Source organism: Nonomuraea sp. C10, assembly GCF_008017515.1.
GTDB lineage: Bacteria > Actinomycetota > Actinomycetes > Streptosporangiales > Streptosporangiaceae > Nonomuraea > Nonomuraea ferruginea.
This window is the reverse complement of sequence record NZ_VPFF01000001.1, coordinates 1,421,755-1,436,826: the sequence shown is the minus strand read 5'-3', so window position 1 is coordinate 1,436,826 and position 15,072 is coordinate 1,421,755. Positions and strand designations below refer to the sequence as shown.

Below are 15,072 nucleotides of genomic sequence, written 5' to 3'. Positions count from 1 at the left end.
GGGCCGCGAGTTTGTTAACTTACCAATCAAACTTGTTAAATCTGAGAGATGCCGGGAGACTACGAGTCGCCCAAGTTGGGTGTCAAGAGTAGAATTCGCAGCCCTCCGAGCAGGTGGAGACTCAGGTGAAGTCGCGGCCCCACACCTCCAGCAGGTCAGCGCGATGGCAGGGCATGGCCGAGCACATCGTGCGCCAGGGCTCCGTCTCCGTGACCGAGCTCGCCGAGAGCTTCGGGATCAGCGTGATGACCGTCCACCGCGACCTCGACGAGCTGGAGCGCCAGGGGATGGTGCGCAAGGTCCGCGGCGGGGCCACCGCGCAGGCCAGCAACGTGTGGGAGAGCAACATCGCCTACCGGCTCAAGGCCCACACGGCGGAGAAGGACGCCATCGCGCGCGTGGTGGCGGGCATGATCGAGCCGGGCAGCTCGGTCATGCTCGACGACTCCACCACCGCGCTGGCCGTGGCCCGCCAGCTCCAGGAGCTCGCCCCGCTGACCGTGGTGACCAACTTCCTGGAGGCCATCAGGCTCCTGGCCGGCCATCCCGACATCCGGCTCATCGCGCTCGGCGGCGAATATCACGCCACGCATGACTCTTTTCTCGGTCTCGGCTGCGTCGACGCGGTCGAGGCGGTGAGCACCGACGTGGTGGTGGTCTCGACCTCGGCCATCTCCGAGAAGTACGCCTTCCACCAGGAGCAGGAGATCGTGCTGGTCAAGCGGGCGATGCTGGGCTCGGGCACCCGGCGCATCCTCGCCGTCGACGGCTCCAAGCTGGCCCGGGTGGCGCTGCACCGGGTGGCTCCGCTGGACGACTTCCACGTCGTGGTGGTCGACGCCAACGCCCCCGCCGACCTGCTCCAACGGCTCCGCGACCACCACGCGCACGTCGAGGTGGCGGAGTTGTAACGCCGGAGCTGTTATTTGTAACTTGAGGCTTGTTAAAACGATTGCATCTTGCTACAAAGTGAGGGCTTTCGCCCCCCACCTTAGGAAGCAACATGCACCGTCCCTCGCGACGATCTTTCCTTGGGCTCGGCGGCTCCGCACTCGCCCTCGCCTTCACCACCAACCTGGCCGACCCCTGGACCGCGCAGGCTGCCGTGAAGGGTGACTACCCCTTCCGGCTGGGCGTCGCCTCCGGAGACCCGTTGTCCGACCGGGTCATCCTCTGGACGCGCCTGGCGGCCGACCCGTTACAGCCACTCGGCGGGCTGCCGTTCGCCAAGCTCAAGGTCGAATGGGAGATCGCCGAGGACGAGGGGTTCACCCGGCGAGCCCGCCACGGCTCCGCCTGGGCCCGCCCCGAGTACGGCCACTCCGTCCACATCGACGCCAAGGGCCTGGAGCCGGGCCGCGAGTACTTCTACCGCTTCCGCTCCGGCGGCGAGATCAGCCCCACCGGCCGCACCAAGACCGCGCCGGCCCCCGGCAGCAGCCCGGACTCCCTGCGGCTGGCCTTCGCCTCGTGCGCCTCGTGGCCCGACGGCTACTACACCGCCTACCGCCATCTCGCCGACGAGAACCCCGACGTGGTCTTCCACCTCGGCGACTACCTCTACGAGTACGGCATCCGGCCGACGGGCGGGAACCGCAACATCCCCGTACCCGAGCAGTACCGGGTGCAGTGCGACACCCTCGACCGCTACCGGATCCAGTACGGCCTCTACAAGAGCGACCCAGACCTGCAGGCCGCCCACCACCGGGCGCCGTGGATCGTCACCTGGGACGACCACGAGGTGCTCGACAACTGGGCCGGCCGGCACGGTCCCGGCGGCGACGTGACCGAGCAGGACTACCTGGTGATCCGCGCCAACGCCTTCCGCGCCTTCTGGGAGAACATGCCCGTCAGGGTGCCTCCCGTGGAGGGCCCCGACGCCCGGATCTACCGCAGGTTCACCTTCGGCGACCTGGCCGAGTTCAACGTGCTCGACACCCGGCAGTACCGCGACGACCAGGTCTGCGGCGACGGCCAGCGGATCGGCTGCGAGGAGCGTCTCGACCCCGCGCGGCAGATGCTCGGCGCCGAGCAGGAGACGTGGCTGCTCGACGGCCTGGCCGCCTCCCCCGCCAAGTGGAACGTGCTCGCCCAGCAGATCGCCATGATCCAGCTCGACTTCGACCCCGGCCCCGCCCAGCAGCTCAGCATGGACCTCTGGGACGGCTACAAGGCCGCCAAGGACCGCGTCGTCAACGGCATGGTGGACCGCCAGGTGAGCAACCCCGTCGTGCTGACCGGCGACATCCACTACAACCTCGCCGGGGAGCTGAAGCAGAACTTCGACGACCCGTCCTCCCGCACCGTCGGCGTGGAGTTCGTCTGCACCTCGGTCACCAGCGGCGGCAACGGCAACCCGGACACCGGACTGCCGCCCGGCGGCAGCGACCCCGTCAACCCGCACCTGAGGTTCTCCAGCTACCAGCGCGGCTACGTCTCCTGCGAGGTCACCCGCGACCAGTGGCGGGCCGACTACAAGGTCATCCCGTACGTGGACCGGCCCGGCGCCCCCGTGTCCACCAGGGCCAGCCTGGTCACCCTCGACGGCGCCCCCGGCCTCAACGCGCTCTAGGAAGGAACGATCATGCGTCACCTCACCGCCGCGCTGGCCGCCGCCGCCCTCACGCTCACCACCGCCGCCGCCTGGGACCCCGCCCCCGCTCCCACCCCCGAACCGCCGCCCGCGGTGCTGATGAAGGTCAAGCCGGGATCCGCCAAGGGCTCCGGCAAGCTCACCCCCGTCGCGGGCGCCGACCGGATCGTCGCCCTCCTCGGCGCCGACCCCTCCTGCCCCGCCCGGGTGGACATCGGCCTGCGCAGCGACGCCAAGAAGGCCCGGTACGCCACCATGGACGTGGAGATCGACCGGCCGCTCACCGCCTCCCGCACGATGCTGACCAGCTACCTGCCGCCGGGCTACGAGGTTCGCACGAAACTGCTCGTCACCCCGCCTCCCGGCACCGCGGAAGGCTCGTACGAACTGCGTCTGCGGACCCCGTCGCAGACCGTGAAGGTGCCGGTCGAGGTCGTCTCCGTGGACAGCCTCGACAACGGCGGCAACCACGCGCTGCGCCGCCCGGTCACCGCCTCCTCCCAGCACGCCAACGCCAACTACCCGGCCTGCAGCATCGTGGACGGCGACCGCTCCTCCAGCGGCTGGGCCGGAGGCAACGGCTGGAACGACGCCACCTCCCGCTCCTGGCCCGACACCGTCGCGGTCGAGCTGGGCGGCGCCCGGCAGATCTCCCGCGTGGACCTGTACACGCTCGACTCCGAGCGCTACCCGGCCGCGCGCTACGGGTTGCGCGACTGGGACGTCCAGGCGCGGGTGGCCGGCCAGTGGCAGACCGTCGCCCAGGTACGCGGCAACACAACGGGCGCCGTGCAGTCCGGTTTCGCGGCCGTCACCGCGGACGCCGTCCGCATCGTGGCGCTCGCCTCGAACGGCGCCAACGACTACACCCGGATCGTCGAAGTCGAGGTCCGTTGACGAAGGAGGCTCCGATGAGCACGTTCACCCGCATCACCCCGCCCCGCGTCAAGGTGGGGCTGGTGGCCGGGGGGCTGGGAGCGTACTGGCCGCAGTTCCCCGACCTCCTCCCCCAGCTCCAGCGCTCGGCCGCGCGCGTGTCGGAGCGGATGGGGAAGTTCGACGCCGAGATCGTCGACGTCGGCTTCATCTCCGACGCCCAGGAGGGCGCGGCCGCGGCCGAGAAGCTCAGGGCCGCCGGCTGCGACCTCATCGTCGGGTTCCTCACGACGTACATGACGGCCACCATGCTGGCGCCGATCGCGCAGCGCAGCGGCGCGCCGATGCTGCTGATCAACCTGCAGCCGACCGAGTCGATGGACCACGCCACCTTCGACACCGGCCAGTGGCTGGCCTACTGCGGGGCGTGCCCGCTGCCGGAGATGGCCAACGCGTTCACCCGGCTCGGCATCCCGTTCCGCTCGGTGTCGGGCTACCTGGAGGACGAGCGGGCGTGGCAGAAGATCGGCCGCTGGGTGCGGGCGGCCGGTGTGCGCGCCGCGCTGCGCCGGGGACGGCACGGCCTCATGGGCCACCTCTACCCCGGCATGCTGGACGTCGCCACCGACCTCACCCTGGTCACCGCGAACCTCGGCGGGCACGTGGAGGTGCTGGAGTTCGACGACCTGCGCGTCCGCGTGGAGAAGGTGACCGACGGCGACGCGGCCGAGCGCGTCAAGCTCGCCCGCGAGGTGTTCGAGCTGGACGCCTCCGTCGACGACGACGACCTGGCCTGGGCGGCCCGGGTGTCCGTCGGCCTGGACCGGCTGGTCGAGGACTTCGAGCTGGACAGCCTCGCCTACTACCACCGTGGCCTCGACGGCGAGATCCACGAGCGGCTCGGCGCGGGCATGATCCTCGGCTCGTCGCTGCTCACCGCCCGCGGCATCCCGGCCGCCGGCGAGTACGAGCTGCGCACCAGCCTGGCGATGCTCATCATGGACCGGCTCGGCGCCGGCGGCTCGTTCACCGAGTTGCAGGCGCTCGACTTCCACCGCGGCCACGTCGAGATGGGCCACGACGGCCCGGCCCACCTGGCGATCAGCGCCCGCAAGCCGCTGCTGCGCGGGCTCGGCGTCTACCACGGCAAGCGCGGCTGGGGCGTGTCGGTCGAGTTCGACGTCAAGCACGGGCCGGTCACCGTGTTCGGGCTGCGCCAGGCGCGTGACGGCGGCTACGGGTTCGTCGTCTCGGAGGGCGAGGTCGTGGACGGGCCGCTGCTGCGGATCGGCAACACCACCTCCCGGGTGGACTTCGGCTGTGACCCCGGCGAGTGGACCGACGAGTGGAGCGCCACCGGCATCTCCCACCACTGGGCGCTGGGCACCGGCCACCGGGCCGCGGACCTGCGCGCCACGGCCGACCTCCTGGGCGCGAACCTGGTCCACGTCCAGCCTTGACCCGCCCTCGGGGTCCGGCGGGCGGCCAGCCCGCCGAACACCGACGCCTCAGTCGACCTCCACGTCGTCGAGGAGCCGGAGCAGGCTGGAGAGCACGCGGACGCAGGCGTCGACCTCGGCCCCGGTCACGTGCTCGCCGACCGGGGCCAGCATCGCGCGCTCGCGGTCGATCAGGGCGGTGATGGCGGCGCGGCCCGCCTCGGTCATCCGTACGAGCGAGGACCGCTTGTGCGCCGGGTTGGCGACGAACTCCACCAGCCCCAGCGCGGCCGCGTCGTTGCTCATGCGCTGCACGAACTGGCGGCTCAGCGCCTGGGCCCGGCCCATCTGGGGGACGGTCATGGGCCCGTGCTCGCGCAGCATGTTGAGCACGGCCCGGACCCCGACCGACAGCCCTTCGACGGGCGCGTCCTGCTCCACCTTGCGGTGGGCACGCCGGTAGAGCGGCCCCACGAGGTCGAACACCTCGATGAGCCGGTCGGGCAGCTCTCCGGGAACCGCTGTCTCACTCACTCCACCATGATGACACCTAGGTTGCCATTCTCGCCACAGAATGACACCTTGGTTGTCATGGATGACTTGTTCTGGATCGACACCGGCACCGGCCGCCCGCTCGTCCTCCTGCACGGCGGCTTCCTGGACCACCGCATGTGGGAGGACCAGATCCCGGTGTTCGCGGAGGAGTACCGCGTCATCGCGCCCGACGCCCGCGGCCACGGCCGGTCCGCCAACGCCACCGGGCCGTACCGGCTCACCGACGACCTCGCCGCCCTGCTGCGCCACCTGGACACCGGCCCCGCGATCCTCGTGGGGGTCTCCATGGGAGGCGCCCTCGCCGTCGACACCGCGGTGGAGCACCCCGACCTGGTCAGCGCCGTGGTCGTCAGCGGGGCGGGGACCAGCGAGCCCTACTTCACCGACCCGTGGACCACCCGGGCCATGGCCACGTGGCACGCCGGGATGGCCGCCGGGGATCTGGACGCCTCGGTCGAGGGGTTCATGCTCTTCGCCGCCGGGCCGCACCGCTCGCTCGGCGAGCTCGATGCCGAGGTCGTGAGCCGCCTGCGCCGCATGGCCGTGGAGACCATGTCCAAGCACGGCGCCGGCGAGCCCGACCACCTCGTCCCAGTCCGCGACACGTGGGAACGCGTCCCCACCATCGACGTCCCCGTGCTGGCCGTCAACGGCGCCGCCGACTCCCCCGACCACATCGGCATGGCGGAACACCTCGCCAGCGCGGTGGCCGACGGCCGCGCGACCTCGATCGACGGGGCCGCCCACTACCCCAACATGGAACGCCCGGACGCCTTCAACAGGATCCTCGGAGACTTCCTGCGCACCGTTTGACATCCTCCCCGTGCTGAAGCACGGGGATTCCAACCGCAACTACCCCACGAGGAGGAGGTCGCGTTGAGGTTCGCGGTGCTCCGGCCCGGCATCCCGTGGCCCTTCCCGCGCGGACACGGCATGCCCTGCCGCGTGTGCGATGTTCCTGGCCGCGTTCACATCGGCGTTGCCGGCGTATCCACACGATCGGCACCGGTAACGCGCTTGGCTCTCGCGCGCTTGCCGGTCCACGATCCCGCACGCCGAGCACCGCTGGCTCGTGTACGCGGGGCTGACCTTCACCACCCGCCCGGGCGCCTTGTGCTCCAGGCATCGGACGAGACCGCCCCATCCGGCGGCCATGATCGACCGGTTCAGCCCCGCCTTGGCCCGGACATTGCGGCCCGGCGCGTCCACGGTGCCGCGCGCCGACCGGGTCATGACTCGATCTTCAGGTCTTCGACGGCGATCACGTCGAACCGCCGGGCGAGGCCCGTACTGACCTTCTCCACCCAGTCCTCGCGCCGGTCGCTCTCGCGTGCCTTCACCCGGGCGACGGCGGCCTTGACCTCTGCACGCCGGTTCGATCCGCGCCTGGCCCTGGCGAGCTTGCGCAGCAGCCGCCGAAGGCGCGCCTTCTCCGTATCGCGCAGCCCGGGAGCGTTCAGCATCTCTCCGGTGGACAAAGCGGCCGACACGGCCACACCCCGGTCCACACCGACGGCCTCGCCCGTACCCGGCGCCGGGACGGGATCGGGGATGGCGGCGAACGCCACATGCCACCGCCCGGCGCGGTCGCGGGTAACGCGGTACGACTTCACCCCGTCAGGACGGCGCGCGACCAGCGGAAACGGATCCAGCCCACCTTCGGAACCCTCACCTCGCCCACGTGCCGAGACAGGCGGCGCACATCACCCGCTTTGACGGCGACGATCCGGAACCCCTCACCCCGCCCACGCCTGCGCCATGCCGGACGCCGATGGGTGCCGCCGAAGTAGTGCGCCATGGCTTGCGCGAAGTCCTTCAGCGCCTGCTGCTGAACGATGATCGACCCGGTGCGCAACCACGCGAACGCTGCCCGCGCCTCGGTCAACTGGCGGCACTGCTCGGCGAACCCCGGCGCGGACTTACGTCCCGGCTTCCAGCAAGCGTGCTGCTCAACCGCGAGATTCCACACATACCGGGCGTGCCCGCAGTGCTCCAGCAGTGCCTGCTCCTGGGCGGGCGAAGGCTGGAGCCGGTAGCGGGACACGCCGATCAAACTACCGACCACCACCGACAAAACCGGGAGACCGCAGTGTCCGGCCGTTCCGGCTTTCCTCCCCGCCCTGAAGGACGGGGCCTCCAGCCTGTCGGTGTCCGGTGACACCGCGTCCGCGCGCCTCGGCCGGGAAAGGGAAAACCCGCCTTCGTGTGAAGGCGGGTCCGTGGTCGTTCGCCGGGCGTTTCGACGGTGGTCACTTCACCAGGCGGATCGTCATCGGGTAGCGGTAGTCGCCGCCCGACAGGGCCGAGACGCCCGCCACGATGGACAGGACGACGCCGACCACCCAGATGACCGGCACCAGCACCAGACCGATGATCGTGATCGGGAGCAGGATGGACGCCCCCGTGATCGTGAGCTGGAAGTTGAGCGCCTCGACCGCGTGACGCCGGATGTACGGCGAGGTCTTGCCGGCCGTCAGCATCAGGATGAGCGGCCCGATGATCGGGAACCCGACCAGGGTCAGCAGGTGGGCCGCCGAGGCGCCGAGTCGCTCGTTGCTCTCGGGCTCGGCCGTGAAGCGGGGCGCGGGCGCCTGCGGCGCGGCGAAGCGGGGCACGCCGTTGGGGCCGTAGAGCTCCCTCATGATCGGCATGAGGTCGCCGTGCGTACGCGCCGTCATGGCGCGCTCCAGCCGGTCGTCGAACTCGATCTTGTCGAAGCGGCCTTCGGCGTAGGCGGCCTTGACGTGCTCCACGACGTGCTCCCGATCCTGGTCGGTGACGCGCAGCTCAGTCTGCGGCACCTGTCCCGGCCTCGAGGGTGTGGGTACCCCAGTCATCACAGCCATGCCTCTCCCTACGGGATACGAACGGTCTCTTCCCATACTGCTCGACCGGGGGTGGTCGTGGGCATCGGGCGAATCCCGGATGTATCCCCGAGATCTTCCCCGACGCGCCGAAGCGTTTGACGGTATAAAAAGGACTCATGAGATGGCGAGATCGCTACGGCCTCCGGCGGCTGCGTGGCAAAAAGATCGCGAAGTTCGATCGCGAGGCCACCGACGCCGACATCGAAGCGCTCATCGCCTTCGCCAAGTCGCGGCGCGGCGTCGAGTTCTACGTCGAGCCCGAGACCTTCGCGACGGACACCACCGCGGTCGCGGTAGCCGACGACGGCGAGTGGACCCGGCGCAGGGTCGGATCACCCGCGGTCATCCACAAGGTGGCCCGTGACCTGGCGCTGCCGGTGTATGACGTGCAGCTGACCGGCTATCCACAGCGCATGCGCAGCTACAACGAGCGCCGCAAGCGCGAAGGAGGCGAGCAACTCTAGCGCCACCCGGCGCTGAGGGAGCAAGCAGCACCACCCGGCGCGAAGAGAGCAACCAGCGCCGTCCGCGCGGAGGGAGCGAGCAGCACTAGCGCCGCCCAACGCGAAAGGCAGCGAGCAGCGCCGTCCGCGCGAAGAGAGCAACCAGCGCCGTCCACGCGAAGGGTGCGAGCAGCACTACCCGCACGAAGGGGGAGCAGTTCTGCTCGCGCGAAGGGGCGAGCAGCATTAGCGCCGCCCGGCGCGACGAGAGCATGGCACACCGACCTGCCGGCCCGCCGCCACCCAGCCGGACGAAGACACCCCACCTCGGTCGCCCGCCCGAACTGTCACCCCGCCGTCTGAGCCACCACCCTGGCCGCCTCAGCGAAAACACTCGCCCCACCGTCCTAGAAGACCCAACCCCCACCGTCCTTTAAGACCCACTCTGGCTGGTAGCGTCCCCTAGGGCGGTGCGATCCTTCACCCGCACAGCCCTGTTCGCCCAGGTAGGTCACGCACGATGAGATCGTTGATCTCACTTGGCGGGGCACCGCCCAGAGACGGGCTGAGGCATCACTCGGCACGATCCTGACAGGCGTATACATTGCCCGGCACGATCCTGACAGGTGTAGACATCTCCCGGCACGATCCTGAAGGGCGTAGACATCGCCCGAACCACCTGGGACAGGCTGAGACACCACCTCGCGAACCACTCAGGCAGGCACACCCGCACGACGCTGCTGGGGTAGACATCCCGAACCACGCGGACAGGCTGATGAACCATCCCGCGAACTACGCGAACAGGCACACCCCGCACGACGCGTAGACATCGCCGGACTACCCGGGACTCGCTGAGACACCCCCCAATGACCTCGACCGGCGAGAGCACCACCCTGCGTCATTTCACTCGGCGAGGACGCAACCCTGCGGCACCGTCATGTGGTCTTCTCATCCGCGAGGTCCGGAGCACCGGGGCCGGACCCCGTGTCACTCGGGAAGGCGGACGGGCCGAGATCGCCCGCGTGGAGCGCGTCTGGCTCGGGATGGTGCTCGATCAGGGCGAGGAGGGGCTGGAGCCAGGACGCCCTGGGTTCCCCCATCGCGGCGTCGAGTTCGTCAGGGGCGGGCATCCGGCCATCGAGGACCGCCGGCGGCAGCAGGTGTTGCAGGGCGTGCATGAGCAGGTTGGCCATCGAGTAATGAGGATCGATCGCCAGGGCCCGCTCCAGAGCGATCGTGGCCAGAATGCTGTCACCGGCCCGCCACCCTGCCATGGCCAGAAGGGACGCCACCGGAGGAATGAAGGCGGGCTCCAGCCGACGCGTGAGGTCCTTCCACAGGGCTATGTGGGAGTCGTCCATCAGAGTCCAGGCTTCGTCCCGAACCCTGATGACCGCGAGGGCGAGGCCCAGCCTCGCGGCCTCGGCGTCATCGAGCCGGTCACCAGCGGCGGCACGCGCCAGAGCCGCCCGTACCCGTGCGAGCCCTTCGGCCACGAACACCCCGGCGAATTCATCAGAGGCAGAGACGGCGCCACCAGAAACACGGGGCACGCCGGAGGCGGACTCGGGAACGGCGACGTCAGAGACGGCCCCGGCCTCGACGCCGTAAGCGCCAGCCTCAGCGGAGACCGCGCCATCAGAGACAGGATGAACAGCGGAGACCGCGCCGCCGGAGGTCGTGGTGAGGGCTGTGCGCAGGGTGTGGATCGCGTCGGCTGTCGCGCGGCGCATCGCGAGACGTACGGGGCCGGTGGCCGGGGCGATGGTGCGTTGGAGGGTCTGGCGGTCGGGGAGGGCGACGAGGCCGCGGACGGTGGCCTCGGCGGCCACGCGGCTGCTCCGCGGGTCGTACGGGGTGCCTTCCGGCGGGCAGCAGGTGGCGCTGTCGCACACGTAGGACCAGTAGCGGCCGTCGTGGGCGCGCAGTGCTTCCGCCACCTCGACGCCCGCCCCGGCGGCGATCGCGGTGGCCTCGTCGACGGCCGGGGTGACGGCCTCTCCCGGGCCGTAGCCGACGACGACCACCTGGGACACCTCCTCCCGTTGGAACAGCGCGGTCAGGGGGGCGAGGGTGCCCGGCGGCATGGGGACGTTCCAGCGGGCGGCCACCTTGGCCCGGCTCTGGGCCAGGCCGACCACGATGAGGCTGTCGGCCGGGTGGAAGCCGACGAGATAGGGCACGGCGGCGAGGATGTCGGCCGGGCTGGTGAGGGTGAGGCAGGTGGCGGAGATGTCGGTCGTCATGGGCACAGAGCGTGCCGCGCGCCCGGCGCAGGGAAAGCGCCGATAACAGGTTCTGTGGACAAGCAGCACCGCGACCGAACGCCTGTGGATCTACGGGGAAAGCGCCGCCAACCGGTTCTGCGGACGAGCGGCGCCGCCTGTGGACTACGGCGCGAGGCGCTCCCGTACCATGAGTGCGGCGCCCGCGACCGCCGCCGGCATCGCCACGACCGCCACCAGCGGCACCATGAAGAGCAGGAACACGGCCACGCCGAAGCCGAGCGCCACGGGCAGGTTGCCGCGCAGCAGGCGGAAGCGGTCCTTGCGGAGCAGCCCGCGCCGCTCCATGCCGAGCGTGCTCAGCTCGACCGTCAGGAAGAAGCCCGACACGGCCGCCCCGAGCACCGGCACCACGGTCTGCCCGAGCACGGGCACGAAGCCGAGGAAGAACAGCGGCACGGTGAACATCAGCACGAACATCAGCGTCACGAGGCTGTCCTTGACGGACCGCGGCAGGGTGCGCCACCAGGGCTGCCCGTCGGCCTCCTCGACGCCGTCGACCTTGGCGGAGAGCTTCTCGTAGAACGGCTCCCCGATGGTGAGGGTGATCGCCGCGAAGGTCACCACCGCCAGCGCCAGCCCGCCGAGGAACAGCGCGATCGCGACCGTCACCCGGAACGCCTGGGCCCAGGACCACGAGTCGGCGAACGGGGTCATGAACTCGGCGAGGCTCAGCGCGTTGGTGCCGAGCAGGATCAGCGCCACCACGTAGACGGCGAACGCGATCACCGCCGGGATGAGCCCGAACAGCCACCACCGGCCGTTCCTCGCCACCCAGCCCACGCCTCGCAGGAAAAAGCCGACACCGGAGCCGAAGTCGCGCAGCGATCGCATGTCCGGCAGGCTAGCGCCAGAACGAGGTGACCGCGTAACCAAGCTCGTCGAAAAGCTCGCGCAGCAGCGGCAGCGAGATGCCCAGCACGGTGCCGTGGTCGCCCTCGATGCCCTCGACGAACCAGCCGCCGCGCCCTTCGATGCTGAACGCGCCGGCGAGGCTGAGCGGCTCGCCGGTGCCGACGTAGGCGGCGATCTCCTCCTCGGAAGGGCTGCCGAAGTGGACGACGGTGGTCGCGGTCTCGGCGACCTGCCTGCCCGCCGCAACGTCGATCACGCAGTGGCCGGTGACGAGCCGCCCGGTGCGGCCGCGCATGATCCGCCAGCGGTCGAGCGCCTCCTCCTGGGTGGCGGGCTTGCCGTAGGGGCGGCCGTCGAGCTCCAGGATGGAGTCGCAGCCGATGACCAGGCCGTCGCCCAGCCCGGCGGCGACCGCCTCGGCCTTGGCCCTGGCCAGGACGAGGCTGAGCGCGGCGGGGGTGTGAGCGCTGAACGCGTCTTCGTCGACCCCGCTCACGATCACTTTGGGGTCGAGGCCCGCGTTGCGCAGCAGGGCCAGGCGGGCGGCGGACGCTGAGGCCAGAACGATCACCGGACCAGCTTACCCGTCACCAGGCGGGGCCCCGCGCGCCCCTGGTGGTGTGCGGCTCGGGCAGGTCGCCGAAGGCGTCGGCGAGGAGGGCGGCCAGTTCGTCGGGCAGGGTGGCGCGCTCGCGGGCCAGCTCGGCGGCCATCTCCTCGGTGGTCATGTCGAGCTCCCCCGCCCGGATGGCGAGCAGGGACATCACCATGGGCGCGAGCAGCGCCAGCAGCCGCATGACGGCGCCCGGGTCGAGGCCGGACAGCCGGGCCAGCCCGTACGCGACGGTCTCGGTGCCCTGGCCGCCGAGCACGTGCGCGAGGATGTTCTGGCCGTCACGGGCCAGGGAGGCGACGTCCCCGTTGAACGGGTCGGCGTCGGTGTGCTCGTCGAGCGCGGCGCGCAGGGCCTCGGCTCCGTCAGGGTGCTCGGCGTCGCGGGCCATGCCACCGACGATCATCCCGGAGGCGGCCGCGATCGCGTCGCGGGCCCTGCCGGCGTCGGTCGCCAGCATCCCGCCGATCTGCTCCAGGCCGGGATCGCCGAGTTCGGCGAGCAGCCGGTCGGTCAGTCTCACGGCAGTCCCCCTGATCCTCGTCCGGGAGACCTTCCCCGCCCGGCCCCCGGTTAAGTCCGGGGGCGTCCTAACTTTTGGCCAACTCCCCCGGCTCGGCGTCGAGGACGGGCTCCCGCAGCCCGGCGGCGGTGTAGGCGCTGTCCTCGTCGAGCGTCTCGTGCTCCAGGAGGGCGGCCACGATGCCTTCGAGCTTGGCTCGGTTCTCGCGCAGGATGCGGACGGCGTCGTCGTAGCACTCGTCCACGATCCGCCGCGCCTCCTCGTCCACGATGGCGAGCGTGGCGGGCGAGGCCTGCGGCTGCTGGCCGTCGTTGGAAAGGATCGTGAGCGGGCCGACCTTCTGCGACATGCCCCAGCGGCCCACCATGCCACGGGCGATCATGGTGACCTGTTCGAGGTCGCTCTCGGCGCCGGTGGTGATGACGCCGTAGATCACGTCCTCGGCCGCCATGCCGCCGAGCGCGCCCGTGATGCGGCCGCGCAGGTAGCGCTCGTCGTAGGCGTAGCGGTCGGTCTCGGGCGTGGAGAGGGTGACGCCGAGCGCCCGGCCGCGCGGGATGATGGAGATCTTCCTGACCGGGTCGGCGCCCGGCAGCAGCATGCCGAGCAGGGCGTGACCGGCCTCGTGGTAGGCGGTCCTGACCCGCTCCTCCTCCGGCATGACGATGCTGCGGGCGGCGCCGAGCTGCAGCTTCTCCAGCGCGTCGGCGAAGTCGGCCGTGCCGACCTTCTCCTTGCCGCGCTTGGCGGCGAGCAGCGCCGCCTCGTTGACGAGGTTGGCCAGGTCGGCGCCGGTCATGCCGGGCGTGGTCTTGGCGATCCGGTCGGCGCTTACGTCCGCCTCCAGCGGCACGCCCCGGGTGTGCACGCCGAGTATCGCCGCGCGGCCGGCCGCGTCGGGCAGCCCGACCTGCACCGTACGGTCGAACCGGCCGGGGCGCAGCAGCGCCTGGTCGAGGACCTCGGGCCGGTTGGTGGCGCCGATGACGATGACGCCCTCGACGCCGGAGAAGCCGTCCATCTCGGTGAGGATCTGGTTGAGCGTCTGCTCCCGCTCGTCGTGGCCGCCGATGCCGCCCGCGCCGCCGCGGGCGCGCCCGATGGCGTCGATCTCGTCGATGAACACGATCGACGGCGCGACCTTGCGCGCCTCCTCGAACAGGTCGCGTACGCGGGAGGCGCCGACGCCGACGATCATCTCGATGAACTCGGAGGCGCTGGCCGAGAAGAACGGCACGTTCGCCTCACCGGCCACGGCCCTGGCCAGCAGCGTCTTGCCGGTGCCCGGCGGGCCGGCGAGCAGCACGCCCTTGGGCAGCTTGGCGCCGAGCCTGCGGTACTTGGCCGGGTCCTTGAGGTAGTCGACGATCTCGACGAGTTCGTTCTCCACCTCGTCGATGCCGGCCACGTCGTCGAACGTGACGCGCACCTTGCCCGCCTCGACCGGCTTGGCGGCCTTCGACTTGCCGAGGCCGCCGACTCCGCCGCCCATCATGCCCGCGCCGCGCCGCATGATCCAGATCCACAGGCCGGCCAGGAGCAGCACGGGGAAGAACGCCAGCAGCAGGTTGAGGAAGAAGCCCCGGCCCGTGCTGAGCGGCTCGGCCCTGATCTCCACCGCGGCGGTCTGCAGCTGCTGGGAGAGCTGGTCGGTGTCGGCGAAGGTGGGGATCTCGGTGCGGAACTCGGTGTAGGACTGGTTGCCGCTGTCGGGGTCGTTGGCCGCCGACTTGAGCTGGCCCTCCACCGACAGGCCGGTGGCGTAGATCTCCTTGACGTTCTTGGCGGTCACCTGCTGGGTGAACTGGGTGTAGGAGATCGTCTCCCTCTCACCGCTGTCGAAGAACGACGACACCAGGAAGAACACGGCGTAGACGGCCAGCAGGGTGGCCACGAACCGCCACCAGTTGATCTTGGGGCGGCCTCCGGGGGTGCCGGGGAGCCCTTCGGCCCGCCACGGTCGCTTGGTCTTGCCGTTCTCCGATGATCGCGGCGCCCCAGAGCGTTCCACGGCGTCGTCACT

16 protein-coding genes are annotated in these 15,072 nt (G+C 70.7%); 6 read left to right on the top strand and 10 right to left on the bottom strand.

Going from position 1 to position 15,072, the window contains the following annotated elements; all coding sequences use genetic code 11:
* The first annotated feature begins 125 nt into the window (after positions 1-125).
* The 4 genes from FR742_RS06570 (at position 126) to FR742_RS06555 (ending at position 4,929) form a co-directional block, all read left to right on the top strand.
* On the top strand, positions 126-911 hold the full coding sequence (locus tag FR742_RS06570; RefSeq protein ID WP_261808382.1) for a DeoR/GlpR family DNA-binding transcription regulator: 786 nt from the start codon (positions 126-128) through the stop codon (positions 909-911).
* A 92-nt stretch (positions 912-1,003) separates the two neighbouring features.
* The gene (locus FR742_RS06565) at positions 1,004-2,572 is read left to right on the top strand and encodes an alkaline phosphatase (RefSeq protein ID WP_148030106.1); all 1,569 of its coding nucleotides are present in this window, start codon (positions 1,004-1,006) and stop codon (positions 2,570-2,572) included.
* A 12-nt stretch (positions 2,573-2,584) separates the two neighbouring features.
* A complete protein-coding gene (locus FR742_RS06560) occupies positions 2,585-3,490 on the top strand; it encodes a discoidin domain-containing protein (protein ID WP_148030105.1) in 906 nt (301 codons plus the stop codon).
* Between the two features lie 14 nt (positions 3,491-3,504).
* Positions 3,505-4,929 carry an L-fucose/L-arabinose isomerase family protein gene (locus FR742_RS06555; RefSeq protein WP_148030104.1) on the top strand — a complete coding sequence of 475 codons (1,425 nt, stop codon included), beginning with the start codon at positions 3,505-3,507 and terminating at the stop codon, positions 4,927-4,929.
* Positions 4,930-4,977: 48 nt separating this feature from the next.
* Here the strand turns inward: FR742_RS06555 and FR742_RS06550 are convergent, their stop codons facing one another.
* Positions 4,978-5,442 carry a MarR family winged helix-turn-helix transcriptional regulator gene (locus FR742_RS06550; RefSeq protein ID WP_148030103.1) on the bottom strand — a complete coding sequence of 155 codons (465 nt, stop codon included), beginning with the start codon at positions 5,440-5,442 and terminating at the stop codon, positions 4,978-4,980.
* A 57-nt stretch (positions 5,443-5,499) separates the two neighbouring features.
* On the opposite strand from FR742_RS06550, the gene FR742_RS06545 reads away from it, so the two are divergent.
* Positions 5,500-6,276, top strand: coding sequence for an alpha/beta fold hydrolase (locus FR742_RS06545; RefSeq protein ID WP_148030102.1), 777 nt, complete (start codon positions 5,500-5,502; stop codon positions 6,274-6,276).
* Positions 6,277-6,315: 39 nt separating this feature from the next.
* On the opposite strand, the gene FR742_RS45610 is transcribed toward FR742_RS06545, so the two are convergent.
* The 4 genes from FR742_RS45610 to FR742_RS06535 all read right to left on the bottom strand — a co-directional run bounded on the left by FR742_RS45610 (position 6,316) and on the right by FR742_RS06535 (position 8,264).
* Positions 6,316-6,696: a transposase gene (locus tag FR742_RS45610; RefSeq protein WP_261808381.1), complete on the bottom strand. Its 381-nt coding sequence runs from the start codon at positions 6,694-6,696 to the stop codon at positions 6,316-6,318.
* A complete protein-coding gene (locus tag FR742_RS45055) occupies positions 6,693-7,076 on the bottom strand; it encodes a transposase (protein ID WP_222708861.1) in 384 nt (127 codons plus the stop codon). Before FR742_RS45055 ends, FR742_RS45610 begins: the two co-directional genes overlap by 4 nt.
* A complete protein-coding gene (locus tag FR742_RS45050; protein WP_222708860.1) occupies positions 7,073-7,507 on the bottom strand; it encodes a helix-turn-helix domain-containing protein in 435 nt (144 codons plus the stop codon). The genes FR742_RS45055 and FR742_RS45050 overlap by 4 nt, the downstream gene beginning before the upstream one ends.
* A 205-nt stretch (positions 7,508-7,712) precedes the next feature.
* On the bottom strand, positions 7,713-8,264 hold the full coding sequence (locus FR742_RS06535) for a DUF1707 and DUF4870 domain-containing protein (RefSeq protein ID WP_261808380.1): 552 nt from the start codon (positions 8,262-8,264) through the stop codon (positions 7,713-7,715).
* 182 nt (positions 8,265-8,446) lie between these two features.
* Between FR742_RS06535 and FR742_RS06530 the strand changes: the two genes are divergently transcribed.
* Positions 8,447-8,794 (top strand): hypothetical protein, encoded by a 348-nt coding sequence (locus tag FR742_RS06530; RefSeq protein WP_148030100.1) that lies wholly within the window; start codon positions 8,447-8,449, stop codon positions 8,792-8,794.
* 914 nt (positions 8,795-9,708) lie between these two features.
* Here FR742_RS06530 and FR742_RS45605 read toward each other — a convergent pair.
* The 5 genes from FR742_RS45605 to ftsH form a co-directional block, all read right to left on the bottom strand.
* Positions 9,709-11,019 (bottom strand): DUF4192 domain-containing protein, encoded by a 1,311-nt coding sequence (locus FR742_RS45605; protein WP_148030099.1) that lies wholly within the window; start codon positions 11,017-11,019, stop codon positions 9,709-9,711.
* Between the two features lie 144 nt (positions 11,020-11,163).
* Positions 11,164-11,892 carry an EI24 domain-containing protein gene (locus FR742_RS06520; protein WP_187281025.1) on the bottom strand — a complete coding sequence of 243 codons (729 nt, stop codon included), beginning with the start codon at positions 11,890-11,892 and terminating at the stop codon, positions 11,164-11,166.
* 10 nt (positions 11,893-11,902) lie between these two features.
* The gene (locus FR742_RS06515) at positions 11,903-12,484 is read right to left on the bottom strand and encodes a nucleoside triphosphate pyrophosphatase (protein ID WP_148030098.1); all 582 of its coding nucleotides are present in this window, start codon (positions 12,482-12,484) and stop codon (positions 11,903-11,905) included.
* Positions 12,485-12,500: 16 nt separating this feature from the next.
* Positions 12,501-13,049, bottom strand: coding sequence for a DUF937 domain-containing protein (locus tag FR742_RS44360; RefSeq protein WP_187281024.1), 549 nt, complete (start codon positions 13,047-13,049; stop codon positions 12,501-12,503).
* A gap of 67 nt (positions 13,050-13,116) precedes the next feature.
* Positions 13,117-15,060, bottom strand: a complete 1,944-nt coding sequence (gene ftsH, locus FR742_RS06505) for an ATP-dependent zinc metalloprotease FtsH (RefSeq protein ID WP_148030096.1) — start codon at positions 15,058-15,060, stop codon at positions 13,117-13,119.
* Positions 15,061-15,072 lie beyond the last annotated feature (12 nt).